The organism is Blastococcus sp. SYSU DS0973 (assembly GCF_054051055.1).
Window position 1 is genome coordinate 153,444 of sequence record NZ_JBJHAN010000001.1, and the last position, 24,165, is coordinate 177,608.

26 protein-coding genes, 1 other RNA gene and 1 riboswitch are annotated in these 24,165 nt (G+C 72.7%); of the genes, 6 read left to right on the top strand and 21 right to left on the bottom strand.

All coding sequences use genetic code 11. The annotated features are described in order from the left end of the window. Nucleotides 1-10 precede the first annotated feature (10 nt). The 7 genes from ACI791_RS00750 to ACI791_RS00780 all read right to left on the bottom strand — a co-directional run bounded on the left by ACI791_RS00750 (nucleotide 11) and on the right by ACI791_RS00780 (nucleotide 6,146). Nucleotides 11-952: a type II secretion system F family protein gene (locus tag ACI791_RS00750; RefSeq protein ID WP_456584286.1), complete on the bottom strand. Its 942-nt coding sequence runs from the start codon at nucleotides 950-952 to the stop codon at nucleotides 11-13. Beyond that, the gene (locus ACI791_RS00755; RefSeq protein WP_456584287.1) at nucleotides 949-2,181 is read right to left on the bottom strand and encodes a CpaF family protein; all 1,233 of its coding nucleotides are present in this window, start codon (nucleotides 2,179-2,181) and stop codon (nucleotides 949-951) included. The genes ACI791_RS00750 and ACI791_RS00755 overlap by 4 nt, the downstream gene beginning before the upstream one ends. Nucleotides 2,182-2,450: 269 nt before the next feature. Continuing rightward, nucleotides 2,451-3,641, bottom strand: a complete 1,191-nt coding sequence (locus tag ACI791_RS00760; protein ID WP_456584288.1) for an AAA family ATPase — start codon at nucleotides 3,639-3,641, stop codon at nucleotides 2,451-2,453. Beyond that, a complete protein-coding gene (cpaB, locus tag ACI791_RS00765) occupies nucleotides 3,638-4,435 on the bottom strand; it encodes a Flp pilus assembly protein CpaB (protein ID WP_456584289.1) in 798 nt (265 codons plus the stop codon). Before cpaB (ACI791_RS00765) ends, ACI791_RS00760 begins: the two co-directional genes overlap by 4 nt. A gap of 31 nt (nucleotides 4,436-4,466) precedes the next feature. Next, nucleotides 4,467-5,444, bottom strand: coding sequence for a pilus assembly protein TadG-related protein (locus tag ACI791_RS00770; RefSeq protein ID WP_456584290.1), 978 nt, complete (start codon nucleotides 5,442-5,444; stop codon nucleotides 4,467-4,469). Next, a complete protein-coding gene (locus tag ACI791_RS00775) occupies nucleotides 5,432-5,821 on the bottom strand; it encodes a TadE/TadG family type IV pilus assembly protein (RefSeq protein WP_456584291.1) in 390 nt (129 codons plus the stop codon). Before ACI791_RS00775 ends, ACI791_RS00770 begins: the two co-directional genes overlap by 13 nt. A 103-nt stretch (nucleotides 5,822-5,924) precedes the next feature. After that, a complete protein-coding gene (locus ACI791_RS00780) occupies nucleotides 5,925-6,146 on the bottom strand; it encodes a Flp family type IVb pilin (protein ID WP_456584292.1) in 222 nt (73 codons plus the stop codon). 330 nt (nucleotides 6,147-6,476) lie between these two features. Here ACI791_RS00780 and ACI791_RS00785 point away from each other — a divergent pair, with 330 nt between their 5' ends. Both ACI791_RS00785 and ACI791_RS00790 read left to right on the top strand, forming a co-directional pair. Beyond that, nucleotides 6,477-6,839 (top strand): hypothetical protein, encoded by a 363-nt coding sequence (locus tag ACI791_RS00785; RefSeq protein WP_456584293.1) that lies wholly within the window; start codon nucleotides 6,477-6,479, stop codon nucleotides 6,837-6,839. After that, on the top strand, nucleotides 6,830-7,624 hold the full coding sequence (locus ACI791_RS00790; RefSeq protein WP_456584294.1) for an HTTM domain-containing protein: 795 nt from the start codon (nucleotides 6,830-6,832) through the stop codon (nucleotides 7,622-7,624). Before ACI791_RS00785 ends, ACI791_RS00790 begins: the two co-directional genes overlap by 10 nt. A 127-nt stretch (nucleotides 7,625-7,751) precedes the next feature. On the opposite strand, the gene ACI791_RS00795 is transcribed toward ACI791_RS00790, so the two are convergent. The 9 genes from ACI791_RS00795 to ACI791_RS00835 all read right to left on the bottom strand — a co-directional run bounded on the left by ACI791_RS00795 (nucleotide 7,752) and on the right by ACI791_RS00835 (nucleotide 15,594). Beyond that, nucleotides 7,752-8,645, bottom strand: coding sequence for a type II secretion system F family protein (locus ACI791_RS00795; RefSeq protein WP_456584295.1), 894 nt, complete (start codon nucleotides 8,643-8,645; stop codon nucleotides 7,752-7,754). A 25-nt stretch (nucleotides 8,646-8,670) separates the two neighbouring features. Beyond that, complete coding sequence (locus tag ACI791_RS00800; RefSeq protein ID WP_456584296.1) at nucleotides 8,671-9,612, bottom strand: type II secretion system F family protein; 942 nt, start codon at nucleotides 9,610-9,612, stop codon at nucleotides 8,671-8,673. After that, the gene (locus ACI791_RS00805; RefSeq protein WP_456584806.1) at nucleotides 9,612-11,078 is read right to left on the bottom strand and encodes a CpaF family protein; all 1,467 of its coding nucleotides are present in this window, start codon (nucleotides 11,076-11,078) and stop codon (nucleotides 9,612-9,614) included. The genes ACI791_RS00800 and ACI791_RS00805 overlap by 1 nt, the downstream gene beginning before the upstream one ends. A gap of 5 nt (nucleotides 11,079-11,083) precedes the next feature. Continuing rightward, on the bottom strand, nucleotides 11,084-12,274 hold the full coding sequence (locus ACI791_RS00810) for an AAA family ATPase (protein ID WP_456584297.1): 1,191 nt from the start codon (nucleotides 12,272-12,274) through the stop codon (nucleotides 11,084-11,086). Further along, nucleotides 12,271-13,020, bottom strand: coding sequence for a Flp pilus assembly protein CpaB (cpaB, locus tag ACI791_RS00815; RefSeq protein ID WP_456584298.1), 750 nt, complete (start codon nucleotides 13,018-13,020; stop codon nucleotides 12,271-12,273). Before cpaB (ACI791_RS00815) ends, ACI791_RS00810 begins: the two co-directional genes overlap by 4 nt. Nucleotides 13,021-13,028: 8 nt before the next feature. Then, on the bottom strand, nucleotides 13,029-13,985 hold the full coding sequence (locus ACI791_RS00820) for a pilus assembly protein TadG-related protein (RefSeq protein ID WP_456584299.1): 957 nt from the start codon (nucleotides 13,983-13,985) through the stop codon (nucleotides 13,029-13,031). Beyond that, the gene (locus ACI791_RS00825; RefSeq protein WP_456584300.1) at nucleotides 13,973-14,368 is read right to left on the bottom strand and encodes a TadE/TadG family type IV pilus assembly protein; all 396 of its coding nucleotides are present in this window, start codon (nucleotides 14,366-14,368) and stop codon (nucleotides 13,973-13,975) included. The genes ACI791_RS00820 and ACI791_RS00825 overlap by 13 nt, the downstream gene beginning before the upstream one ends. Before the next feature lie 98 nt (nucleotides 14,369-14,466). Then, a complete protein-coding gene (locus ACI791_RS00830; RefSeq protein WP_456584301.1) occupies nucleotides 14,467-14,688 on the bottom strand; it encodes a Flp family type IVb pilin in 222 nt (73 codons plus the stop codon). 231 nt (nucleotides 14,689-14,919) lie between these two features. Next, a complete protein-coding gene (locus ACI791_RS00835; RefSeq protein WP_456584302.1) occupies nucleotides 14,920-15,594 on the bottom strand; it encodes a prepilin peptidase in 675 nt (224 codons plus the stop codon). A gap of 125 nt (nucleotides 15,595-15,719) precedes the next feature. On the opposite strand from ACI791_RS00835, the gene ACI791_RS00840 reads away from it, so the two are divergent. After that, nucleotides 15,720-17,000, top strand: a complete 1,281-nt coding sequence (locus ACI791_RS00840) for an APC family permease (protein WP_456584303.1) — start codon at nucleotides 15,720-15,722, stop codon at nucleotides 16,998-17,000. A 27-nt stretch (nucleotides 17,001-17,027) separates the two neighbouring features. Further along, nucleotides 17,028-17,735, top strand: coding sequence for a class I SAM-dependent methyltransferase (locus tag ACI791_RS00845; RefSeq protein ID WP_456584304.1), 708 nt, complete (start codon nucleotides 17,028-17,030; stop codon nucleotides 17,733-17,735). Nucleotides 17,736-17,833: 98 nt separating this feature from the next. On the opposite strand, the gene ACI791_RS00850 is transcribed toward ACI791_RS00845, so the two are convergent. Next, a complete protein-coding gene (locus tag ACI791_RS00850; RefSeq protein ID WP_456584305.1) occupies nucleotides 17,834-18,712 on the bottom strand; it encodes a LysM peptidoglycan-binding domain-containing protein in 879 nt (292 codons plus the stop codon). 7 nt (nucleotides 18,713-18,719) lie between these two features. Next, nucleotides 18,720-18,894: riboswitch (cyclic di-AMP (ydaO/yuaA leader) on the bottom strand. A 323-nt stretch (nucleotides 18,895-19,217) separates the two neighbouring features. Here ACI791_RS00850 and ACI791_RS00855 point away from each other — a divergent pair. Together ACI791_RS00855 and ACI791_RS00860 are read left to right on the top strand one after the other, a co-directional pair. Then, entirely contained in the window at nucleotides 19,218-19,532 is a 315-nt protein-coding gene (locus tag ACI791_RS00855) for a hypothetical protein (RefSeq protein WP_456584306.1), read from the top strand. A gap of 47 nt (nucleotides 19,533-19,579) precedes the next feature. Then, complete coding sequence (locus ACI791_RS00860) at nucleotides 19,580-19,963, top strand: VOC family protein (protein ID WP_456584307.1); 384 nt, start codon at nucleotides 19,580-19,582, stop codon at nucleotides 19,961-19,963. 65 nt (nucleotides 19,964-20,028) lie between these two features. Here ACI791_RS00860 and ACI791_RS00865 read toward each other — a convergent pair whose 3' ends face one another. The 4 genes from ACI791_RS00865 to rnpB all read right to left on the bottom strand — a co-directional run bounded on the left by ACI791_RS00865 (nucleotide 20,029) and on the right by rnpB (nucleotide 24,096). Further along, nucleotides 20,029-20,664 (bottom strand): response regulator, encoded by a 636-nt coding sequence (locus ACI791_RS00865; protein ID WP_456584308.1) that lies wholly within the window; start codon nucleotides 20,662-20,664, stop codon nucleotides 20,029-20,031. Next, on the bottom strand, nucleotides 20,661-22,673 hold the full coding sequence (locus ACI791_RS00870; RefSeq protein WP_456584309.1) for a histidine kinase: 2,013 nt from the start codon (nucleotides 22,671-22,673) through the stop codon (nucleotides 20,661-20,663). Before ACI791_RS00870 ends, ACI791_RS00865 begins: the two co-directional genes overlap by 4 nt. Before the next feature lie 48 nt (nucleotides 22,674-22,721). Beyond that, on the bottom strand, nucleotides 22,722-23,465 hold the full coding sequence (locus tag ACI791_RS00875) for a hypothetical protein (protein WP_456584310.1): 744 nt from the start codon (nucleotides 23,463-23,465) through the stop codon (nucleotides 22,722-22,724). Between the two features lie 228 nt (nucleotides 23,466-23,693). Beyond that, an RNA gene (rnpB, locus tag ACI791_RS00880) (RNase P RNA component class A) lies at nucleotides 23,694-24,096 on the bottom strand. Between the last annotated feature and the right edge of the window lie 69 nt (nucleotides 24,097-24,165).

Here is a 24,165-nt window from a genome sequence, read left to right on the forward strand (position 1 = left end):
GCCGGCCTCCTCAGAAGGTGATGCGGACGGTCGTGCGCAGCCAGAACCCGCCCGCCGTCAGCAGCACGGCAACGGCGGCGAGCATGGCGTAGCCGATCAGGCTCTCGGTGAAGACGCCCATGTACTCCGGTCTGATCAGGAACAGGAAGATCCCCACGCCGATAGGGAGAGCCATGAGGACGTAGGCGGAAAGCTTGCCTTCGGCGGAGAGGGCCTTGACCTGGCGGCGGATGGCGTTTCGTTCCCGGATGGTGTGCCCGACGCGGTCGAGCACCTCGGCGAGGTTGCCGCCGACTTCACGCTGGATGGCGATGGCCTGGGCGACCCAGGCGAAGTCCTCGCTGCCCATCCGGTCGGCGACCTCGTCGATCGCCGCACCCAGATCACGGCCCACCCGGGTCTCGTTGATGATCCGGGCGAACTCCTCCGACGTCGGGGCCGCTCCCTCCTGGGCCACGGAGTCGACGGCGCGCAGGATGCTGTGGCCGGCGCGCAGGCTGCTGGCCATGAGCTGCAGGGAGTCGTCGAGCTGATCGGCGAACGCGGCCCGGCGCCGGCTCGCGAGCACGCTCAGCAGGACCTTCGCGACGAGCGGCGCGAACGCGGCGAGGAGAACGCCCAGCACGAGCCCGCCGAGGAGCAGACCCAGCGCGCCGGCGACGACCAGGCCGGAGAGGGTCAGCAGCAGGAAGTCCGCGGGCCGCATCCGCAGGCCGGCCGCCTGCAGGTCCCGGGCCAGCCCCGAGCCACCGTCGCGCCGCGCGAGCACCGTCTCGATCCCGCCCTGCGCCCGCTGGGTGAAGCCGGTCAGGGCGCTCGGCGGTGGCCCGATGGTCGGGTCGAGCCGGCTGAGCGCCACCCGCTCCTTCGCCGGGACGATCGCGAGGACGCCGAGGACCAGCGCCGCGGTGGCCGCCAGGACGCCCAGTGCGAGCGCCGCGGTGCCGGTCATCGCCAGCCCCCGGAGATCGAGTCCGCCGGGACGCCGAACAGCCGGGGCGACACGGCGATCCCCAGCTCCTCGAAGCGGTCGGTGAAGCGGGGGCGGACGCCGGTGGGCACCGGCTTGCCCAGGAACTTGCCGGTGGCGGGGTCGACCCCGGCGGAGTAGTCGAACAGGAACGCGTCCTGCAGGGTGACCGTCTCCCCTTCCATGCCCTGGACCTCGGTGACGTGGGTGACCCGCCGGGTGCCGTCCCGCAGCCGGGTCAGCTGCACCACGACGTCGACGGCGGAGGCGATCTGCTCCCGGATCGCCCGCAGCGGCAGATCCATCCCGGCCATCAGCACCAGCGTCTCCAGCCGGGCGATCGCATCGCGTGGGCTGTTGGCGTGCACCGTGGACAGCGACCCGTCGTGGCCGGTGTTCATCGCCTGCAGCATGTCCAGCGACTCACCACCACGGCACTCCCCCACCACGATCCGGTCCGGCCGCATCCGCAGGCTGTTGCGCACCAGGTCGCGGATGGTGATCGCGCCCTTGCCCTCGATGTTGGGAGGCCTCGATTCCAGCCGCACCACGTGCTCCTGCTGCAGCTGCAGCTCCACCGCGTCCTCGATGGTGACGATCCGCTCCCCCTCGGGGATGAAGGAGGACAGCACGTTGAGCAGCGTCGTCTTTCCCGTGCCGGTACCACCGGAGACGATGATGTTCAGCCGCGCATCCACACACGCCTGCAGCAACTCGGCCATCTCCGGCGAGAGCGTGCCGAACCCGATCAGGTCATCGACACCGAACGGGTCCTTGGCGAACTTGCGGATCGTCAACGTCGAACCACTGAACGCCAGCGGGGGGATGATCGCGTTCACCCGCGACCCATCGGCCAGCCGCGCGTCCACCAGCGGCGAGGACTCGTCGATCCGCCGGCCCACCCGGGACACGATCCGGTCGATCACCCGCCGCAGATGCTCCTCATTGGCGAACCGCGACGCCGTGCGCACCAGCCGACCGGACTGCTCCACATAGATCGACTCCGGCCCGTTGCACATGATCTCGGTCACCGACGGGTCATCCAGCAGCCGCTGCAACGGCCCGAACCCCAGCACGTCATCAGCCAGCTCGGAGGTCAGCCGGCCCCGCTCCTCGGCCGACAGCGGAATCTTCTCCGCCTCGACCACCTCGTCCAGCTCCCGCAACACCAGCGTGCGCAACGCGTCCTCGGCCAGCGACGGATCACTCATCCGAGCACCCATCCGCTCGAACAACGCCTTCGCCACCCGATCCTTCAACCGCGACAACGCATCCACCGGAGGCGCCACCGGAGCGGTCGGACGGGGCACCGGCCGTTCCGTCACTGACGGGACAGCCGGGCCGAGGTCGGTCGCCTGCCCGCGCGGCTCCGGCAGGGGCAGGGCGGCCGGGCCGGCCGTCGTGGTGGGCACCTGCGGGCCGGAGGCCGGCCGGGCAGCCCCGCGTCCGCGGGTGGCCTCCAGCCGCTCACCGAGGCGCATCAGGAGGCCGCCTTCTGGCGGGTCCAGAAAGCGCTGGACTTCGGAGCGGGCGCGATGCCGAAGCGCTCGAGCAGGCGGCGCAGCTCCCTGGTGGCCGGGTCGCGCTTCAGGTCGCGCAGCAGCAGGGGCTCCCCCGCGTTGGTCGATGCGGGGACCGCGGCGGACCGGGGCAGGACGACGTCCACGCCGGTGCCGAGCGCCAATTCGACGTCGGCCATGTCGAGGCCCTGCTTCGGGTCGGCGAGGTTCATCACCACGTGCCGGCCGGCCGGCAGCAGTTTCAGCTCGCCGAGGACGTCCATCTCCTTCCGCAGCCCCCGCACACCGGGCACGTCGAGGCTGCTGAGGAGGACGGCGTCGGACGCGGCGTCGAGGGCGGCGAGCGTCTGCTCCGACAGGCCGGGCGCGGTGTCGACCACCACGTACCGGAACTGGCGGGCCAGGGCGGCGAGCAGCCGGCTGACGTCGTCCGCGGTCACCGTGTCCCCCGCCGCCGGGGAGTCCGACCCGCAGACGGCGTACAGGCCGCTCGGGTGCTGGGTGAGGAACGTCTTCAGCACCATCGAGTCCTCGCCGGCCCGGCCGTGCACGGCGTCGGGCAGCGTGTACTCCGGCTGCAGCCCGAGGGCGGTGGCGACGTCGCCGAACTGGACATCGAGGTCGACGATGACGGTCGACTGCGGGGCCACGGCGGCCAGCCCGACGGCCAGGTTCGTGGACACAGTCGTCTTGCCCACCCCGCCCTTCGGGGAGACGACGCTGATCACCCGGCCGGGCGCGGACGGCTGGCCGGCGACGGGGTGCAGCGCCTGGCGGCGGCCGAGCGCCACCTGCGCCGCCCGTTCGACCACCTCGCGGAGCACGGTCACGTCAGCGTCCGGCGGGACCACCTCCCGGATGCCGGCACGCATGACCGCCGGCCAGAGCTCGGGGGTGGGCTCTCCGACGAGGACGACCGCGATCCCCGGCCAGGCCGCGTCCAGCGCGCCGGCCAGCGTCAGCACGTCGGCCACCGGCGCGGCCGGGCCGAGCACGACCACCGGAGGAAGGTCGCCGGCCGGGAGCAGTTCGAACAGCCGGACCGGCTCGGTGGGCACCCGACCGGGCGGCAGCACCGCGAGTTCGGGCTGGGCAGCGCGCAGCCGCTCGATCAGGTCCGGAGTGCCTCCGGCGAGGACGACGCGGCTCATTCTCCAGACCCCCCGTTGGCGGCGGTGAGGCCGGCGAGCGCGTCACCGTAGATGTTGTTCTGCGTGACGATCCCGGTGCCGGAGTTGTCCGCGCCCTCGGGCTCGAGGGCGAGCCAGACGCTGGCGTGCTCCATGCCGAAGACCACCTTCTCGGCGTCCCGGGCGGGCAGGGCGACTGTGACCATCAGGCTATTCGAGGGGGCGGCGGCGCCGGCGGCGACCGTCTTGGTCGAGCCCTCGGCCGCCTGGGCCGGGGCCGGCGCGCCCTGCACCTGGGTGACCAGGACACCGTGCAGGACGGAGTGCGTGGTGCCGGTCTTCTTCTCGTTGGCGTCCTCCAGGTCCATGGAGATGTAGACGCCGATCTGGTCACCGGCGGCCAGCCGGCCACCGATCACCCGCTGCGGCTCGAGCAGCAGGCTGACCTCGGAGAAGCCGGGTGGCACCTCGGCGCGGTCCGGCGGCTGCAGGGTCTCCTCGGCGGCGAAGCGACTGGCCAGCAGCTGCTCGCCCGGCTGCAGGGCCACGGTGCTGACCCGGTCGCCGAGGTCTGCGAGGTCGCTGACGCTCCCGGTGGCCGCCACCTTGGCGGGGATCTGCTCCAGTCGGACCGACCCGGCCAGCTCGGCAGCCGGCGTGCCCTCCGGCACCGGTGCGGTGACCACGAGGACCGGGGTCGTCTGGACCCCTTCGAGGGCCCGGGCGTCAGCCCCGCGGACGTAGGACACGAGCACGACGGTGCCCACGATCGCCAGGCCGAGCGCGAGCACGGCGGCAAGAATGCGGCGGTTCACTCATTTCCCCCTTGAGTGGATCGGTCGCCGGTCAGGCGACCAGTTGGACGACCCACGCGCCGAGATCGGGCGCGGCCGGGTCGTAGCTGAAGTCGTCGGTCGAGTCGACGAACTGGGTGAACACGCCCTCGATGCACCGGCCGCTGGACCCCGTACCACCGCAGTCCGCGGGAGGGTCGCTCTTGTACTGGCCGGCGAAGTTGTAGCCGGTGATGGTGAACGCGGCGTACGCGTAGATGCGGTACCAGGCATTCGACCCGGTGTCGCCCGCCTCGCCGAAGATGGGCAGCAGGACGGTCTCGCCCAGGAGGCTCTCGAAGTACTCGGGGCTGCACTCCGCGGGGACGCTGTTCCCGGTGTCGGAGTAGGCGGTGCCGTCGACCTCCGTGGTGGCGCCGCACTCGCCGGACTCGGAGTCCAGCCAGGCGAAGCCGCCGGGGACCTCCAGGTTGTTCGGACCCGTGCAGCCCTCGGTCTCGTCGGCCTTGGTGAAGTCGATGACCGTCGGCGTCTCGCCGGTGGGCTCCCCGCCCCCGGTCTGCTGCTCGAAGGCACACCAGGAGAAGGCGAGCGGCAGGACCGCCGTCCCGCCACCGGCGGCTCCCCAGCGGACGGTGGCGCTGGCGGAGACGTCGGTCGACTCGAAGCCGAGAATCGGGGCGAGCCAGTGGCCCTGGGTGCCGGGGTTGGTCACGGTCACCTCGTTGGTGCCGAAGGTGACCGTCGGGACACCGTGCGCCGAGCCGGCCTCGTCGTAGTTGGCCTCGGTCAGCGTGTCCGCGGTTGCCTGGGCGACACCGCAGGCGGGCAGCGCTGATGCGCAGTCGTGCGCGATGGCCAGTGCGGCGGCATCGGCGCCGTTCTGCAGCTGCTGCTTCTCGGAGTAGAGGGCGGCGACGTCGACGGCGAGCGCGCCGAAACCGAGCAGTGGGATCATGAGCAGGGCGATCAGGACCGCGGACGCGCCGCGCTCGTCGCGCAGCCGCCGGCGACAGGTCAGCCGTTGCATCGCATGACTCCGTCCGCGTCCAAGGTGATGGTGTCGCCGAAGAACCCGGTGAGGAAGGGCATCGGATAGGTGACGGTGACGGTGGCGTTGGTGCCGGCAGCTGCCCCGTCGCAGGAGGCCGGCGAGACGGTGATGCCATCGGAGGTGACGCCGGGGTCGAGCGAGGTGCTGGCGGACTGGACCGCGGCCTCGACGGCTACCTCGTCGCCCTGGAGAGCCAGGACGCGTGCTCCTTCACGGGCGGCGGCGGCGAGAGTGGCCTGCACCTGGAAGGCCCGGCCGAACTCGACGATGCCGAGAACCAGGACGATCAGCAGCGGCACGATCAGCGCGAACTCCACGGCTGCCGCACCGCGCTCGGACTGCACCTTCCTCATTGGTTCCCCCGTTGGTGTATCGGCGACCGAAGTGCCGCGAGCAGCGGTGCGGCGGCCTGGTGGCCGCCACACCGCCACCCACGGCGCGGCTGACAGCTGTGGATCAGCTGGTGGCGGGGGGCGCGACGTCGGACAGCTCGTCGCTAACCGTGCCGAAGAGGGACTCGAGCTGGCCGCCGAGCAGCGAGACGGTGAAGATGATCGCGACCGCGATGAGGCCGACCAGCAGGCCGTACTCGACGGCGGTGGCGCCCTTCTCGTCGCGCTTCAGACGGCCCTCGACGAACGAGGTAAGGGTGGCGATGGTGGCGTAGACGTTGAGCATGGTGGGTTCTCCCCCCGTGTCGCCGAACCGGGTCGGACCTCGTGGCCCGCCGTCGCGGCTGAGATGGACACTGCGTCACGGAGAGTGGTGACAACAGGGAGGTCCACCGTGTGGGTGACAGAATCATGACCCTTCGGAGGCAGACGTGAATCACTGTGGGTGACCCCCACGCCTGTGAGGGCCCCGTTCGCCGGGCAACGCGTCCCTGCCAACCTGGCGTGCGGTCGCCCACCGCGCCGCCCTGCCGACGGCGGCCGTCGCCCCGGTGGTGCGAACTCGCCCGTGCTTTCGCCCGGGTGTCGGTGCCGGGCACAGACGCTCGGCGCCCCGATGATTGCGGCCATGCACCGGAATGGAGCCGTTACGTCGCGCCGCCCCACCGGCATCAAGAACTGGGCGGTGTTCGCGGTCCTGGCCGCGCAGGTAACGGTGCCGGCGGTGGCGTTCTTCGATGCCCCCCCGACGCGGTTTGGCTTCCAGATGTATTCGGCTCAGGGGAGAGTGGACGTTACGGCGATAAACGCCCAGGGCGAGCAGTTCACCCCTGACCTGCACCACTTCATCGCCGGGCTCGTGAGACCCGAGCTCGACTGGACGACTGTCCTGCCGGAGTACGTGTGCGAGATCTTCCCTCGAGCCGTGCGGGTGGCGGTGCAGCAACCAGACCAGGAGAGGACCGTCCGATGCGCCTGACCGACGTCCAGGCTGATCCGCGGCCGGTCGCCGTGGCTCGGATCGGGCTCGGTCTCGTCACGATCGCCAACAGCGTCGAGATGTTCGTCCTGCTACGTGGTATCGCCGGAGGAAAGCTCGGACTACCGGTCCATACCCTCGTCCCGGCCCCGACCTCGGTGGCTGTCCAGCTCTACCTGGTGGCGGCCGTCACGGCCGGCATCGCCCTCGTCCTGGGCTGGCGGACGTCCGCGGCTGCTGTCGTGACGGTAGCTCTCAACGTCGGCGTGTTCTTCTGGGACCAGCAGACCTATAGCAGCCACCGGCTGCTAGGCACGCTCCTGGTCGCCTACCTGGTGTTCGCCCGGTCGGATGCGGCGTGGTCGCTGTCCTCCCGGAGTGGTTCCGTGCCGTGGTGGCCGCAACTCCTGATGATGTCGCAGTTGTCGGTCTGCTACTTCTTCGCCGCCATCAGCAAGATGAACGTGGTTTTTCTGTCCGGGACTCCGCTCTCGCTGTGGGTCTGGGTGCCTCTTCCGTGGTGGCTCTTCACCCTCATGGCCGTGGGCACCGTGGCAGGGGAGCTGTTCCTGGCGTTCGGTCTCTGGCGCCGGTCCACGGCGCGAGCCGCCGCCGCACTCGGGATCCTGCTGCACGTCTCGATCGTCGTGCTGCTGGAGGACCAGACACTGCCCTTGGCGGCGTTCGCACTCGCCTGCCTGTGCTTGTACAGCCTTTTCCTGCACCGGCCATCGTTGCCGACAGGGCCCACCGCGCAGGCCGACCGGGGCGCCGCTGTAGGATAGCCGGTCAGCGACCACGACAGCCGGTCCGTCGCGAACGCCGTCGACTGAGCCGGCACGCAGCCGTCTGGGGGGCACCCAGGGCCGGACCGCGCGGCGACGCGACGGGCCGCCTCCGCTCATGCCCGGGTCAATCGCTGAAGGCAGCCACAATGTCCATGGCTGCGGGGCCGAGCAGCACGATGAAGAGCGTCGGCAGGATGCAGAGGATGAGCGGGAAGATCACCTTGACCGGGATCTGCATCGCCTTCTCCTCGGCCCGCTGCCGACGCTTGAGCCGCATCTCCTCCGCCTGGGTGCGCAGCACGTCGGCGATCGACACCCCGTACTGGTCGGCCTGCACGACCGCGCGGATGAACCGGCGCAAGTCGGGCACGTTGGTACGCTCGGCCAGCGCCAGGTAGGCGTCCCGGCGGGGCTGGCCGACGGCGATGTCCTGCAGCGTGCGGGTCAGCTCCTCGGCCAGCGCTCCCTTGCCGTTCTTCCCGGCACGGGCCATGGCCGACTCGAAGCCCAGCCCGGCCTCCACCGCGATCGTCATCTGGTCGAGGGTGTCGGCCAGCTGCAGCTGGATCGCCTGCTGTCGCTCCTGGCCTCGGCTGTAGAGCAGCAGCTCGGGAACGAAGTAGGCCACCACGGTGACCGCGACACCCGTCAGGCCGGTGAGCAGGCTCGCCCCGGTGCCGGAAAGCAGCAGGCTCAGCGCACCGGCGACCATCGTCAGCACCAGCTTGGCGGCGACCAGCCTGGCCACCGGCCAGGCGGCCGGGCGCCCGGCGGTGGCGGCCAGCCGGTTGAGCCGGTCGATCGTCCCCCGGGAGGCCAGGTGGCCGACGAGGCGGGCGACGAGCCCGGGCCCGGCCCGGCCGCTCCGCGGACCGGTGGCCCCCGGCAGATCCAGGCCGCGGGCCAGGTTGGCCTGCGCCTGCTCCGCCACGGTCCGCGGACGGGACAGGCAGGCCCAGCCCAGGATCGGCATCCCGACGGCGACCGCGGCGACAGCGGCCAGGACTGGGCCCGGCATGGAAGCGGTCAGCACGGGTCCCCCATCAGAACCGGATCGCCACGGTCTTCTTCATCCACAGGCCGCCGATCAGCATCATCATCGCGGCCGCGCCGAGCATCGCGTAGCCGGCCAGGCTCTCGGTGAACGCCGAGAGATAGCTCGGGTTCGTGACCGAGAGGAAGGCGATGACGCCGAAGGGCAGGGCCATGAGGACGTAGGCGGAAAGTTTGCCTTCGGCGGAGAGGGCCTTGACCTGGCGGCGGATGGCGTTGCGTTCCCGGATGGTGTGCCCCACGGCGTCGAGGACCTCGGCGAGGTTGCCGCCGACCTCGCGCTGGATGGCGATGGCCTGGGCGACCCAGGTGAAGTCCTCGCTGCCCATCCGCTCGGCGACCTCGTCGAGGGCGTCGGCGAGATCCCGGCCGACCCGGGTCTCGTTGATGATCCGCGCGAACTCCTCCGACGTCGGGGATGCGGCCTCGGTCGCGACCGAGTCCATCGCCCGCAGGATGCTGTGCCCGGCTCGCAGGCTGCTGGCCATCAGCTGCAGGGAGTCGTCCAGCTGGTCGGCGAACGCCGCCTGCCGGCGGCCGGCCCGCACGCGCAGCAGCACGCGGGTGCCCAGCACGACCACGCCAGGCATCAGCAGCCCGACCAGCAGGCCGCCGGCCAGCGCTCCCAGCACCGCGGCGAACGTGGCCACCAGCCCGACGGCCAGGACGAAGTCCGGCAGGGCCATGGCGACGCCGGCCCGCTCCAGCGCCGCCGCACCGGTGACCGCCCAGCCGCGCCGCTGGAGCACCTTCCCCACCGCGGAGCCGGCGACCGCCCCCACGCCGGACAGCGCCGAGGGAGGCGGTGCGGCCGTCGGGTCGACCCGCGTCAACGGGATGCGCGGCGGACCCGCCGGCAGCACGGCGACGGCGACGAGGAAGACGCCGCCGGCGACCGCGGCCAGCCCGGCGAGCAGCAGCGCCGGGGGCATCAGCCCCAGCTCCGTCGGCCGGCGGCCACCGGCTCGGCCGCCCCGAAGACCCGGGGGGAGAGCGTGATGCCCATGTCGGTGAAGCGGTCGGTGAAGCGGGGGCGGACGCCGGTGGGCACCGGCTTGCCGAGGAAGCGGCCGGTGGCGGGGTCGACCCCGGCGGAGTAGTCGAACAGGAACGCGTCCTGCAGGGTGACGGTCTCGCCTTCCATGCCCTGGACCTCGGTGACGTGGGTGACCCGCCGGGTGCCGTCCCGCAGCCGGGTCAGCTGCACCACGACGTCGACGGCGGAGGCGATCTGCTCCCGGATCGCCCGCAGCGGCAAATCCATGCCGGCCATCAGCACCAGCGTCTCCAGCCGGGCGATCGCATCGCGGGGAGAGTTGGCGTGCACCGTGGACAGCGACCCGTCGTGGCCGGTGTTCATCGCCTGCAGCATGTCCAGGGACTCACCGCCGCGGCACTCCCCCACCACGATCCGGTCCGGCCGCATCCGCAGGCTGTTGCGCACCAGGTCCCGGATGGTGATCGCGCCCTTGCCCTCGATGTTGGGAGGCCTCGATTCCAGGCGCACCACGTGCTCCTGCTGCAGCTGCAGCTCCACCGCGTCCTCGATGGTGACGATCCGCTCCCCCTCCGGAATGAAGGAGGACAGCACGTTGAGCAGCGTCGTCTTCCCCGTACCGGTACCACCGGAGACGATGATGTTCAGCCGCGCATCCACACACGCCTGCAGCAACTCGGCCATCTCCGGCGAGAGCGTGCCGAAACCGATCAGGTCATCGACACCGAACGGGTCCTTGGCGAACTTCCGGATCGTCAACGTCGACCCACTGAACGCCAACGGCGGAATGATCGCGTTCACCCGCGACCCGTCGGCCAGCCGCGCATCCACCAACGGCGACGACTCATCGATCCGCCGCCCCACCCGGGACACGATCCGGTCGATCACCCGCCGCAGATGCTCCTCATTGGCGAACCGCGACGCCGTGCGCACCAGCCGACCGGACTGCTCCACATAGATCGACTCCGGCCCGTTGCACATGATCTCGGTCACCGACGGGTCATCCAGCAACCGCTGCAACGGCCCGAACCCCAGCACGTCATCAGCCAGCTCCGAGGTCAGCCGGCCCCGCTCCTCGGCCGACAGCGGAATCTTCTCCGCCTCGACCACCTCGTCCAACTCCCGCAACACCAGCATGCGCAACGCGTCCTCGGCCAGCGACGGATCACTCATCCGAGCACCCATCCGCTCGAACAACGCCTTCGCCACCCGATCCTTCAACCGCGACAACGCATCCACCGGAGGCGCCGCCGGAGCGGCGGCAGCCGGACGCGGAACCGGCGTGACCGGCCGGGGGGTGAGCACCGGCGCGGCCGGTTCGGCGGGGAGCGGGGACGCGTCGTCGACGGGGCGGGACGGCTCCGGGCTGGTGCGGCCGCGGGCGGCCTCCAGCCGGTTCATGAGGTTCACGACGCCGCCCGGTGCTTGGCCCGGTAGCGGCTCGGCCGCACGATCGGGGTGGCGGCGAACCGGGACACCAGCCGGCGCAGCTCCTTGACCATCGGGTCGCGCCCGCCGCTCTCCAGGATCGGCACGCCGGTGTTCGTGGACGGCGGCACCGCGGCCGACCGGGGCAGGAGGACGTCGATGCCCGTGCCGATCGCCGTCTCGACGTCCCGGACCGACAGGCCGCCCTTGGCGTCGGCGAAGTTCATCACCACGTGCCGGCCGGCCGGGATCATGCAGAGCTCACGGAGCACATCGAGCTCCTTGCGCAGCCCCCGCACTCCCGGGACGTCCATGCTGCTGAGCATCACCACGTCGGTGGCCCGGTCGAGGGCGGCCAGTGTCTGCTCCGACAGGCCGGGCGCGGTGTCCACCACCACGTACCGGAACTCCCTGGCCAGAGCGGCCAGCAACCGGCTGACGTCCTCGCCGGTCACGGTGTCACCCGCCGCCGGCGACTCCGATCCGCACACCGCGTACATCCCGCTCGGGTGCTGGGTCAGGAAGGTCTTGAGCACCATCGTGTCCTCGCTGGCCGGGCCGTGGACGACGTCGGGCAGCGTGTACTCGGGCTGCAGGGCCAGCGCGCTGGCCACGTCGCCGAACTGCACGTCCAGGTCGACCAGCACCGTGGACTGCGGCGCGGAGGAGGTCAGACCGATGGCGAGGTTGGTCGCCACGGTGGTCTTCCCCACCCCGCCCTTCGGCGAGGCGATCGTGATGACCCGGCCGGTGTACCGGGCGGTCTCCTCGAGCGGTCGCAGCACCCGGCGGCGACCCGCGGCTGCGGCGCCGGCCCGCTCGACCGCCGACCGGATCTCAGCGGCCCCCGCGTGCAGGGGCAGCAGATCGCGGATGCCGGCGCGCATGGCCGCCTGCCACGTCTCCGGCGCCGGGTCGGCGACGAGGACGACGCTGATGCCCGGGCACTGCACGTCCAGCCGACCGGCGAGGTTCAGCACCTCCTCCGCCGGCGCCAGGGGGCCCAGCAGCAGCACCTCGGGCAGCTCTCCGTCGGCGAGGAGCTCGAACAGCCGGGCCGGGTCGGCCGGCAGACGCCCCGGGGGCAGTGCGAACACGTCGCCGTCCACGGCTGCGGACACACGCTGCTGCAGGTCCTCGTCGGCCCCCGCAAGGACGACGCGGCTCATGCGAACGCCTTTCCGTAGATGTTCGTACCGGTGATGACCTCGGTGCCCGAGGTGTCGGTCCCCTCGGGTTCGAGGGCGAGCCAGAGGGCGCCGTGCTCGGCGCCGAAGACGACCGCCTCGGCCTCGGCCGCCGGAAGCGCCAGCGTGACCATCACGCTGCCCGTCGGCGCGGCGCCGCCGGCCGAGGCGGTCTCCACCCCTTCGGCGGCCGGATCGGCGGGCGCCGGGGCGCCCTGCACCTGGGTCACCAGGACCCGGTGCAGGACGGCGTGCGTGGCCGCCCCGGCGTCCTGCGTCAGGGAGACGAAGACGCCGACGGTGTCGCCCGCCGTCAGCCGGCCACCCACCGCGCGCTGCGGCTCGAGCAGCACGCTGACCTCGGCGGCGCCCTCCGGAACGGGCACGGTGCCGGGGAGCCGCAGATCGGTGGGCGCGGCGAAGCGGGCGGCCAGCAACTGCTCACCCGGCTGCAGATCGACGGTGGTCACCCGCCCGGCGAGGGCACCGAGGTCCTCGACCACGCCGTCGGCGACGGCCTTCGCCGGCAGCAGCTCGCTCGCGACCATCGTCCCGAGCTCCTCGGCGGGGGTGCCGACCGGCACCGGCGTCCGGACGACGAGGACCTGGACGGTCTCCGTCCCGGCGAGCGCTCGGGCGTCAGCGCCCCGGACATAGGCCAGCAGCACCACGGCGCCGGCTCCGGTGAGCAGCAGCGCCGCGAAGGCGGCGATCAGACGACGTCGCACAGTGGCCCCTATCGGATGAGTCGGAGGATCGAGGCCCCGAGCTGCGGGGCGTCCGGGCTGTAGGAGAAGGCGTCGTTCAGGTCGACCAGCTCGGTGAAGTAGCCGCTCACGCAGCGGGCGTTGCCGGTGCACGGCTTGGCGTCGGTGGTGAACTGGCCGCCGAAGTGGAACCCGGTGATGTGGAAGGCGGCGTAGGCGAACACGTGGTACCAGGCGTTGGTGCCGGTGTCGCCGGAGGAGTCGAACAGCGGGAGCAGCACGGTGTGCCCGACCCAGGAGTTCAGGTAGGCCGGCGTGCACGTCGACGGCGGGGTGTTGCCGGTCGACGAGTACGACCGCTCGTTGCGGGCGCTGGCCGCCTCGCACTCCTCCGGCGGCGTGTCGAGGTAGGCGAACCCCCCGGGGACGATCAGGTTCGACGGCCCGGTGCACTCCACCGTGTCGGAGCTCTTGGTGAAGTGGATGGTCCGGACGATCTCGCCGGAGGGTTCACCGCCGCCGGTCTGCTGGAGGAACTCGCACCACGAGAAGGTCAGCGGCAGCACCGCCGTCCCCCGGTCGGGAGCGCCCCAGGCCACCGTCGCCGTGGCCGACACCGAACTGGCGTCGTGGCCGATCACCGGCGCGAACCAGTGCTCCTTGGGGGTGCTGCCGGTGACGGTGACGCTCGTCGGGTTGCTGGAGAGGATCGGCTGCGCCGCCGTCGCCTCCCCCACGTTGGCGGCCACCATGCCCTGCGCGGTGCCGAGCATGTCCCCGCAGTTACCGCGGGCGCAGTCGGAGGCCACGGCCAGCGCTGCGGCGTCGGCCGCCACCTGGAGCCGGGCCCGCTCGGCGTAGAGGGCGCCGACGTCCACGGCGATCGCGGCGAAGCCCAGCATCGGCACGAGCAGAAGGGCCAGCAGGACGGCCGAGGCACCGTGCTCGTGCCGCCGCAGCCGGCGGCGGAGGGTCAGCCGTTGCACCGCATGACCCCCCGTCCGGTCAGATCGACGCCGGCACCGAAGAAGCCGGTGAGGAAGGGCATCGGGTAGGTGATGGTCAGCTCGACGTTCGTGCTGCTGCCACCGGTCACCGGGCAGGAGGCCGGCGTGATGGCGATCTGGTGCGCGGCGAGGGCGGGGTTCAGGGAGGCCGCGGCGTCGATCACGGCGGCCCGCGCGAGAGTCTGGTCGTTCTGCAGCGCCATGGCCCGCACGCCCTCGCGGGCGGCGGCCGACAAGGTGCCCTGGACCTGGAACGCGTGCCCGAACTCGGCGATGCCGAGGACGAGCATGATCAGCACCGGCACGATGAGGGCGAACTCCACCGCCGAGGCGCCGCGCTGGTCGCGTAGTCGTGTGGTCATCCGTGCTCACCGCCTCTCCTACGGGGGGGCTCCTGCCCCACGGCGCACCGACCGGGAATGGGCCGGTGCGCCGTCGGACAGGGAGGAACCGAGATCGCTCAGGTGGTGGCGGGGGGCGCGACGTCGGACAGCTCGTCGCTAACCGTGCCGAAGAGGGACTCGAGCTGGCCGCCGAGCAGCGAGACGGTGAAGATGATCGCGACCGCGATCAGGCCGACCAGCAGGCCGTACTCGACGGCGGTGGCGCCCTTCTCCTCGCCCTGCAGGCGGGTCTGCGCGAAGGCGACGAGGGCGGCGAGAGTGGCGTAGGGGTTGATCACGGGAGCTCCCTGGGTGACGAGGCCAGCGGGTCCGGGTCGGGTGACCCGGCTTCGTGGCAACAGGGCACCCATCGGTCCCTCCCGGCCGGGGCTTGAGCGGCTGTCGCCGGATCGGACGACAGACCTCCTCCCATCGAGGGTGCAGCCCACGGAACGGCCACCGAGAGTGACGGGAATTCTCGCCCGTCCGTCACCGAAGGACGTCGGCCGGACCGATGGGGGTCTTGAGCGTCAGGCGGCGACTGTGCTCCACAGCACAGTCACCGCAGCCCCCACCAGCATCGCCGGGCCGAAGGGCAGCTCGCTGCGCAGCCCGATTCGCCGCAGGGCCAGCAGGGGCAGCACCACCACGGCCTGGGCCACGAACCCGGCGGCACCGCCGAGCACGACCGCGGTCCAGCCCAGCCAGCCCAGGTAGAGGCCGAGCAGGGCGGCGAGCTTGACGTCACCCATGCCCAGGCCGCTCGGTGCGATCAGGGCGAGGACCAGGAAGGCCGCGAACAGCACCGCCGATCCGAGGGCGGCACGCAGCAACGCGGGCCAGTCCCCCTCCACCGCGGCCGGAATGACCAACAGGGCCAGGCCGACGACGAGGGAGGGGACGACGACCCGGTTGGGCAGCAGCCGGTGCTGCAGGTCCACGACGGCGAGCAGCAGCCCGGCGACGGCGAGGAAGAGGAAGGCCGGCAGCTCGGCCACCGCGCCGAAGCGCAGGCCCACCAGGCCGAACAGGACCGCGCTGACGAGCTCGAGCACCGGGGGGCGGACCGCGACGGGCCCGGGACCGACCAGTTCCCGCACCCGCACCTCCGCCGGCCACGGGAAGCGGCCGGCGGCCCGGTTCACGAGAAGGCCGATCGGGATCCCGGCGACGGCCGCCACGAGGGCGACGGCGGTGCCGCTCACCGGCGCACTGGTCCCATGCCGGCCACGATGACACGGCGCCGGTGCGGCGCCCTGCACCGCCGCGCCACTCCCGGCTCCTCCCCACCCCTTAGGGTCGCCGGCGTGCGCTGCGATCGCGGGCTCCGGTGAGCACCGGCCCCGAGCTCGCCCGCCGGCTGGGCACCACGGACGCCGTCGTCATCGGGCTGGGCTCGATGATGGGCGCCGGGGTCTTCGCGGCCTTCGCGCCTGCTGCCCGGGCGGCCGGGGCCGGGCTGCTGATCGGTCTCGCGCTGGCGGCCGCGGTGGCCTACTGCAACGCGACCTCCTCGGCGCAGCTGGCCGCGCAGTACCCGGAGTCGGGCGGCAGCTACCTCTACGGGCGGGAGCGCCTCGGGCCCTGGTGGGGCTTCCTGGCCGGCTGGGCGTTCGTGGTGGGCAAGACCGCCAGCTGCGCGGCCATGGCGCTGACCTTCGCCGCGTACGCCGTTCCGCAGGCCTGGGAGCGGACCGGAGCGGTCGCCGCCGTCGTGGCGCTCGTGGCGGTCAACTACCACGGGGTCACCCGGACCGCCGGGCTCACCCGCGTGCTGGTCGGCGTCGTGCTGGCCGGGCTCGCCGTGGCGGTCCTCGCCGCCCTCGCTCCCGGCGCCGCGGACCCGGCCCGGCTCACCGGCTGGACCGCCGGACCGGACGGCTGGTACGGCGTCCTGCAGTCGGCCGGGCTGCTCTTCTTCGCCTTCGCCGGCTACGCCCGCATCGCCACCATGGGCGAGGAGGTCCGCGACCCCGCCCGCACCATCCCCCGCGCCATCCCGCTGGCGCTGGGCATCGCGGTCGCCGTCTACGCCATCGTCGCGGGAACGCTGCTGCTCGTCCTCGGGCCGGTCGGGATCGCCGGAACGGCCACCCCGCTCGCCGACGCCGTCGCGGCCGGGAGCTGGGCGTGGGCCGCACCGGTCGTCCGGATCGCGGCCTCCGCCGCCGCGCTCGGGGCTCTGCTCGGGCTGGTCGCCGGGGTGGGCCGGACGTCGCTGGCGATGGCGCGGACCGGCGACCTCCCGCGCGCGCTGGCCACGGTGCACCCACGCCACCGCGTGCCGCACCGCGCGGAGCTGGCGCTGGGCACGGTGGTGTGCGCGCTGGTGCTCACCGTCGACCTGCGCGCGGTCATCGGGTTCTCGTCGTTCGGCGTGCTGCTGTACTACGTCGTCGCCAACGTCGCCGCCTTCACCCAGGCGGCCGGCCACCGGCGCTGGCCGCGGGGCGTGCAGGTGGCCGGTGTCGTCGGTTGCCTGGCGCTGGCGGCGACCCTGCCGTGGCCGTCGGTGCTGGCCGGAACGGGCACGCTGGCCGCCGGAGTGCTGTACCGGGCGGTCCGGCTGCGGACGTCAGGTCCGGGCTCCACGGCGCACGACCGCGCGTAGCGGCCGCGGGTAGGTCAGACTCCGGACGTGACCGTGGACGAGCACTCCTCCAGCCACCGCACCGCGGCCATCTGGTCCTACCAGGGGCACGGTGTCCACGCCGCTCCGGGCGTGCACGAGTACGCGGTCGAACTGGTGCAACAGGCACTGCCCGAGGGCGGCCGGATCCTCGAGGTCGGTGCCGGCTGCGGAGCACTGGCGTGCCGGATGCGCGAGGCCGGGTTCGACGTCGTGCCCACCGACCTCGACCCGCCGCACGACTGGATCCACCGGCTGGACCTCGACGACCCGGTGTGGACCGAGGAGACCCGCGGCCCCTTCGACATGGTCGTGTGCGTCGAGACGCTCGAGCACGTCGAGAACCCGCGGAAGGTGCTCCGCTCGATCCGGTCGCTGCTCCGGCCCGGCGACCGGCTGGTCGTCAGCACGCCGAACATCACCCATCCGCACTCCCGGCTGAAGATGTTCCTCCGGGGGGCGCCGTTCATCTTCGGGCCGAAGCACTACCACCAGCCCGGCCACATCTCGATCCTCCCCGACTGGATGCTCGTCGAGCACGTCCGGCTGGCCGGCTTCACCGACGTCACCGTGACCACCGGCGGCAGCACCTGGTACGAGGGCCCCCGGCGCCTGGCCCACCGCGTGGAGACGGCGCTGCTGGCGGCCATCGGCCTGCGGCACCGGGCCGACTCGGGCGAGGGCATCTGCACGTTCGTCACCGCCGTCGCCGTCTGACGGACCGGCATGCGGGGCCGGACGCCCACGCACGACCCGGCGGCCACCGGCGTGGCGAGCGTCTCCTGCCGAAGGCGGCAGGAGACGCTCGCCGGTGGTCAGCCGGCGGTCCGGAAGGCCACGTGCGGGTGGTCCATGTGGTTGGCGGTGGGCGATCCCCGGTCCGCCATGCCCTGCCACGCCCAACCGGTCCACGAGGCGGCGATCCGCTGCTGCCAGATCACGTAGTCGACGCCGAACCGCGCGGCGTTGTCGACGACGTACTGGGCGATCGCGTCACCGGCGGCGCGGTCGTCGTAGACCATGAAGTCCGCGGCACGGTCCTGCGCCGGGCTGTGGCCGGGCCGGGTGAGGACCGTCGGGATGCCGAACCGCTCGGCGACCTCCTGGACGGCGGGCCGCACGTGGGGGGCCCACACGTCGTACGCGGCAGGAGCCGCAGCCGGCCGCTCCGCCCGGCTTGCCCGCGGCACCGGCGCGTCCACGACGGCGGCCGGGCCGCCCCCGCCGCTGAGGGCGAGACGCTGACCGACCCGCAGGACGTTCGCGTTGGGACCGATCACCTGCAGGTTGAGGGCGTGCAGCTGCTGCCAGGTGGTGCCGTGGCGGGCGGCGATGCTGCCCACCGTGTCCCCTGCCTGCACGGTGTACGAGCCCGCAGCCGTGCTCGGAGCGGCCTCCACCGGTGCGGAGCCGCCGATGGACAGCGCCTGCCCGACGCGCAGGACGTTCGGGTTCGCGCCGATGGTGGCGCGGTTGACGTCGTAGACGGTCTGCCACGAGGTGCCGTGGGCGGCCGCCAGGGAGCTCAGCGTGTCACCGGGCTGCACCGTGTGCTCACCGGTGTGGGCCGCGGCGGAAGCCAGGCCGGTGAAGGAGAGGGCCGATGCTGCCGCGAGCACTGCCGCGGGGCGTGCCACGACGGCCACGGCCGACGTGCGGGCGGCACGGTGCCGCCCCTGGGAGCGATTGCGCATGGGGATGTGAGCCTCTCGCCGCCTGCGGGGTTAGCTGTCGGGTTCGGGCGAGAGCTGCCCGGCCGCGGATCACGGCTTCACCCCAGGGCCTGACGGCCCGGTCCTGCGAGAGTGGGTCCCCCGCGCCTGCCCATCGTCTCGATGTAGCCGGGTGGCGGGGGCAGGTTCGGCGGTACGCCATCCGGTTCCGCCGATCGGCGGACATGGGGCACCGTAGGCAGAGCGGGAGGGGCGGCAGGAGTCCATGCCCGGCTTTTCCCGGGACCCACCGTGGCGGCGGACGCAGGGTGACCGGACGTGCGCACAGAGCGGAACGATTGCGGCCGGAACGGGCCGCAGCCCTCGACGGCGACGGCTCGGGCGGTCCCGACCCTGGCCGGTGCAGACGGCGGCCGGCAGCCGGTGGTCCAACCCCGGGTGACCGGCACCCGGCCAGCGCTCGACGCCGGCGGCGAACCGGTCGGCGGACGTTCCGCCGGCCTCCCGGACTGCCGATGACACAGGCATGCGCACCAGCCACGCCGCCACCGCGATCGCTGCCTTCGCCGCCGGCCTGACCGCCGCGGCGGCCCTGCGCCGTCGTGCCGGCCATCGCGAGAACGTGACCACCACTGCCGCCGCCCCCTCGGCCGCCCGGGCGCCGGGGCACGACGCCGTCGTCCTGCCCTTCGCCCGCCCGGTCCTGGCCGGGCCGGTGCCCACGCAGCCGGGGTCGCCGGCTCGCTGCGGAGAGAGCGGCGGCCGGACCAAGGCCGGTGCGCCGTGCGGGGCCCGGACCACCATCGGCGGGCGCTGCCACCACCACCCGATCGCCGCCTGAGCCCCGCGGCGGCGTCCCACCTGGTCGGTGCGAGGGAGGATGGCGCCATGGACATCCTGAGCAGCCGTATGCTGCTGCGACCGTCCGATCCGCAGCGGTCGCAGTCGTTCTACCGAGACGTCCTGGGCCTGGCGGTCCATCGCGAGTTCGGACCCCCAGAGCATCCGGGGGTCGTCTTCTTCCTGGGCAACGGGCTGCTGGAGGTCTCCGGTCGGTCGGCGGACAGCCCGAAGGGGCTCGCGCTGTGGCTGCAGGTCCGCGACGTCGCCGCCGAACACCGCCGTCTCACGTCGGCCGACGTGACGGTCACGCAGCCGCCCCGGCTCGAGCCATGGGGGCTGGTCGAGATGTGGATCGAGGATCCGGACGGCGTCCGGATCGTCGTGGTGGAGGTTCCCGACGACCATCCCCTGCGCCGCGACCAGCGCTGAGCCGACGCGGACGCGGAGGGCACCGGTGGCCCGGCGCGCTGCTGGGCCACCGGCTCCGCCGGTAGCTATCTACCCAGGCCGGCGTCGCGGGCGCGGGCCACGGCAGAGGCACGGTCGGTCACGCCGAGTTTGGTGAAGATGCTCGACATGTGGTTGCGCACGGTCTTCTCCGACAGGAACAGCCGCCGGGCGATGTCGGCGTTCGTGCGACCTTCAGCGGCCAGTGTGAGCACCTGCCGCTCCCGGTCGGACAGTTCCGGCAGTGGCGGCAGCACCGCACCGGACCGGGCGGTGAAGAAGGCCATCACACGCGGAGCGATGCCGGCGCCGTAGACCATCTGTCCCCCGGCGACGGCGCGGACGGCCCGCTCGATCTCCTCCTGGCCCGCCCCCTTGAGCAGGTAACCCCAAGCGCCGGCGCGGATCGCGGCCAGCACCGTCTCGTCGGCCTCGATCATCGTGAGCACGAGCACCCGGGTGGCCGGCACCAGCTCCTGCAGGCGCTTCGTGACCTCGACTCCGGTGAGTCCCGGCATCTGCAGGTCGAGCAGGGCCACGTCGGGACGGGTCTCGACCACGGCGTCGACAACCGCGGGACCGTCGGCCGCTTCGGCGACGACGTCCACCCCGCTGTCCTGCAGGAGAACGCGCAGCCCCGCCCGGAAGGCGGGGTGGTCGTCGGCGACAACGACACGGATCACAGCTTCCCTCCCAACGGCAGGACGGCCGACACCCGGGTGCCGCCACCGGGTGCCGGCGCGACCTGGCAGCTCCCGCCGAGCTCCGTGGCGCGGTCGCGCATCGACTGCAGGCCCAGGCCGGGCGCCGCGTCGTCCGGGCAGCCCCGGCCGTCGTCGACGACGTCGACGGAGACGGCGTCCGGTCTCCCGGTCAGCCGCACGGTGATGTGCTGGGCGTCGGCATGCCGGATCGCGTTGGTCATGGCCTCCTGCGTGATCCGGAATGCGGCCACCTCGACGGCGGCGGGCAGACCGTCGAGTGGTCCGCCGCCCTCGATCCGGATGTGCGGTGGGCCGTCGGTCTCGGGCGGCAGCGCCGGCCCGGCGGCCTGCAGAGCGCCGAGCAGGCCCAAGTCGTCGAGCGCGGGAGGTCGCAGCCCGTGCACGATGCGCCGCACGTCGGCGACGGCCTCCTGTAGCTGGTCACGCGCCGTCGTGACCAGGGGCGCGACCCGGCCCTGTTCCTGGCCGAGCGCACGCGAGGCGACGTCCAGGGCCATGACCGCCGACGCCAGCTGCGGACCGAGGCCGTCGTGCAGGTCGCGGCGGATCCGCCGCCGCTCCTCCTCGCGGGCGGTGACCAGCCGGTCGCGGGAGCGCTCGAGGTTGGTGACGAGCCGCAGCGCGAACCCGACGGCGGCGATCTGGGCGGCGAGGTCGTCGACGAGTGCCCGGTCGACCGGGTCGAAGGCGTCCGTGCCGGAGCGGTGCGCGACCGACAGGCTGCCGACGACGTCGTCGTGCCAGCGCAGCGGAACCGTGTGGAGGGCGCGGGCCGGATCGCCGACCGACTCGACGACGGGCGGGGCGTCGGGCCGGTCGACCTGCACGACGACGGCCGGCAGCTTGAGGTCGGCCGCTATGGTGGCGACGGCGGAATTGAGCGCCTGGCGTGGTGAGCCGGCGCCGCGGAGCGCCTCGGTGACTCGGCCGAGCACACGGTAGGGGTCGCCGCGCTGGCCGTGCAGCAGCCGGTCGACGGCGCGCTGGATGCGCACGTAGAGCGGGTGGAAGAGCGCGGCGACGGCCACGGCGCCGATGAAGCCGATGACCGAGTCGGGGGCGCCGGCCAGCCCGCTGAGCCAGCCGACGACGGCGACGTACACCAGTGCGGAACAGGCGAGCAGCGCCGTCCCGACGAGGGTGCGGTTGACGACGAGGTCGATGTCGAAGAGTCGGTAGCGGACGACGGCGATGGCCACGGCGACGGGCACCGACAGCGTGCTGAGCGCGAAGACCGGCGTGGAGAACAGGATCGACGCGGCGACCGTCCACGCCAGCGCGTATCCGACCCAGGCGACCTGGCGGCGGACCAGCGGGCCGGATCGGCGGAACCGGACGACGAGGCTGCTGATCGCGACAAGTGCCAGCACAGGGAGGGCTGCGCTGACGACCGCCTCGGCGGCGGGTACGTACGGGGTGAGTGCGTCGATGGCGACGGGATTGGGCGGGCGGCCGGGCTCGTCGCCGATCGTGGTGAAGGCGCCGAGGAACACCATCACGGCGGTGAGGATGACGGCGGCGACGACCGCGGGCCGCCACCGCGGGGAGGGCAGTCGGCCGTCGGGGAAGATCAGCGGGAGCAGGGTGGCCAGAGGGACGAACGTCGGGACCCAGGCCCAGAGCGTGAGCCACGCGGCGACGTGGAAGATGGCGGCTGGGTCGGCGTCGGACGCGAAGCCGTACTGCATGAGGAAGTAGGAACCGGCGAAGACGCTGGCCGAGCACCCCATGCCGGTCATGAGCAGCAGCACCCGGTGCCCCGGCACACGGCCGAGCAGGACGGCCCCGACGACCGCCATGACGGGCCCGATGGTCGGCTCCGGGCTGGACAGGAACGGGTCGCGGACCGCTGGTGCGGTTGCGAGGTGCGCCGCCAAGCCCACGACCGCGTAGCCGACGGCGACCACGGCGGCGAGCCGGGCCACCGTCGTGGCGGCCCGGCTGCCGTCTACTCGGTTCCGCAGCATCGGCCCATCGACTCCCGGCCCGACGCTAATGGAGGACATGGCCGCTGGTCAGCGGGTCGCCCTCTCGGTGGTCCGGCCGGTCCACCACTCCCGGTCGCTCATCCTGGCCACGGTGAACGCCACACCCAGGGAGGCTGCGAGGAAGAGCCAGTGCGGGTCGACCGGGCCGGTGGAGATGGGCGAGAAATCGACGACGATGAACAGGATCAGGGCCGCGGCCACCCAGCGCGGCACGGCTCGGGTGCGGAAGAACCCGACGCCAGCCAACAGCACGCCGAGCGGGATGCCGATCAAGAAGGGCAGTAGCACCAGGATCGACATGGGGCTGCTCTGTACCTGCTCCACCAGCGACACCATGGCCGCGCGGTCGGGATGATCGAGGGCCACGTACTGCATGACCATGAGGCCGTGCATGCCGTAGAACCCCAACCCGCCGATGTAGCAGAGGAAGGCGACCGTCGTGCCGAGCCGCGGCATGCGCGGTCGGATCAACTGGGCCATGGCCACGAAGCCCAGCAGCAGAAAGGGAACGGCGAGCGTCCCGGCAGTGAGGCCCACGGTGGCCAGCGTCGGGTGGGCCGCCCAGGCGTCGAACCAAGCGGCGACCGACTCGTTTCCGCCGACCAGTCGCCCGGTGATCGCCTCGACGAGGTTCAGCGTCGCGCCGACGGTCAGGCACACGATCGCCGTGCGCCGGCCGAACGGAGCGGAACGCGCAGCCGGCGGCTCTTCTGCGGCGTGCGTGGTGGCGCGCGTGGCATCGGCCGTGGAAGGAACGGGTTCTGCGGTCATGGGTCCACCTCCTTCGCCCGACAGGTCCCTCCCCCGGGCAGGAGTCACGGTGCGGCGGGAGCTGTCCCGGTGGCATGAGGCGCCAGTCCCGACCCCACCGGGAATGACGATGGGCCGTCGGCTACGGGCGCCGGCGCAGGAACGACAGGAGGCGGAGCATCGTCCGCTCGAGCCGGATGATCAGCCACATACCGCCGGAGTCCGGAAGCTCACGTCGGGCGTGGGCGACGGACGAGTCGGCCTGTACGCCGGGTTCTGTCCACGGGGGCCTCGCGGCCTCCCGATGGGCGGTCATCCATCTAGGCCTGCCGTTGCCGGCAGGCTCCAGCGGTCTACCCGCAGGCTCGGACGGGCCGCCCTCGAACGCCTGCGCGGAACGGCGGCGGACCGCCGAACCTTCTTGACCTAGCTCCGGGTGGGGTTTACCGAGCCACACCGGTCACCCGGTGTGCGGTGGTCTCTTACACCGCCGTTTCACCCTTACCAGCGGCGAGCCGCTGGCGGTCTGTTCTCTGTGGCACTGTCCCGCGGGTCACCCCGGGTCGCCGTTAACGACCACCCTGCCCTGTGGAGCCCGGACGTTCCTCGGCGACGGGGTCTCCCCCGCCGACGCGACCGCCCAGCCGACTCGTCCGTCGTGCCGGCCAGTCTAGTGCCGCGACCGGGGCGAGGAGCACGGCCACGGGGCGCGACCGGTCGC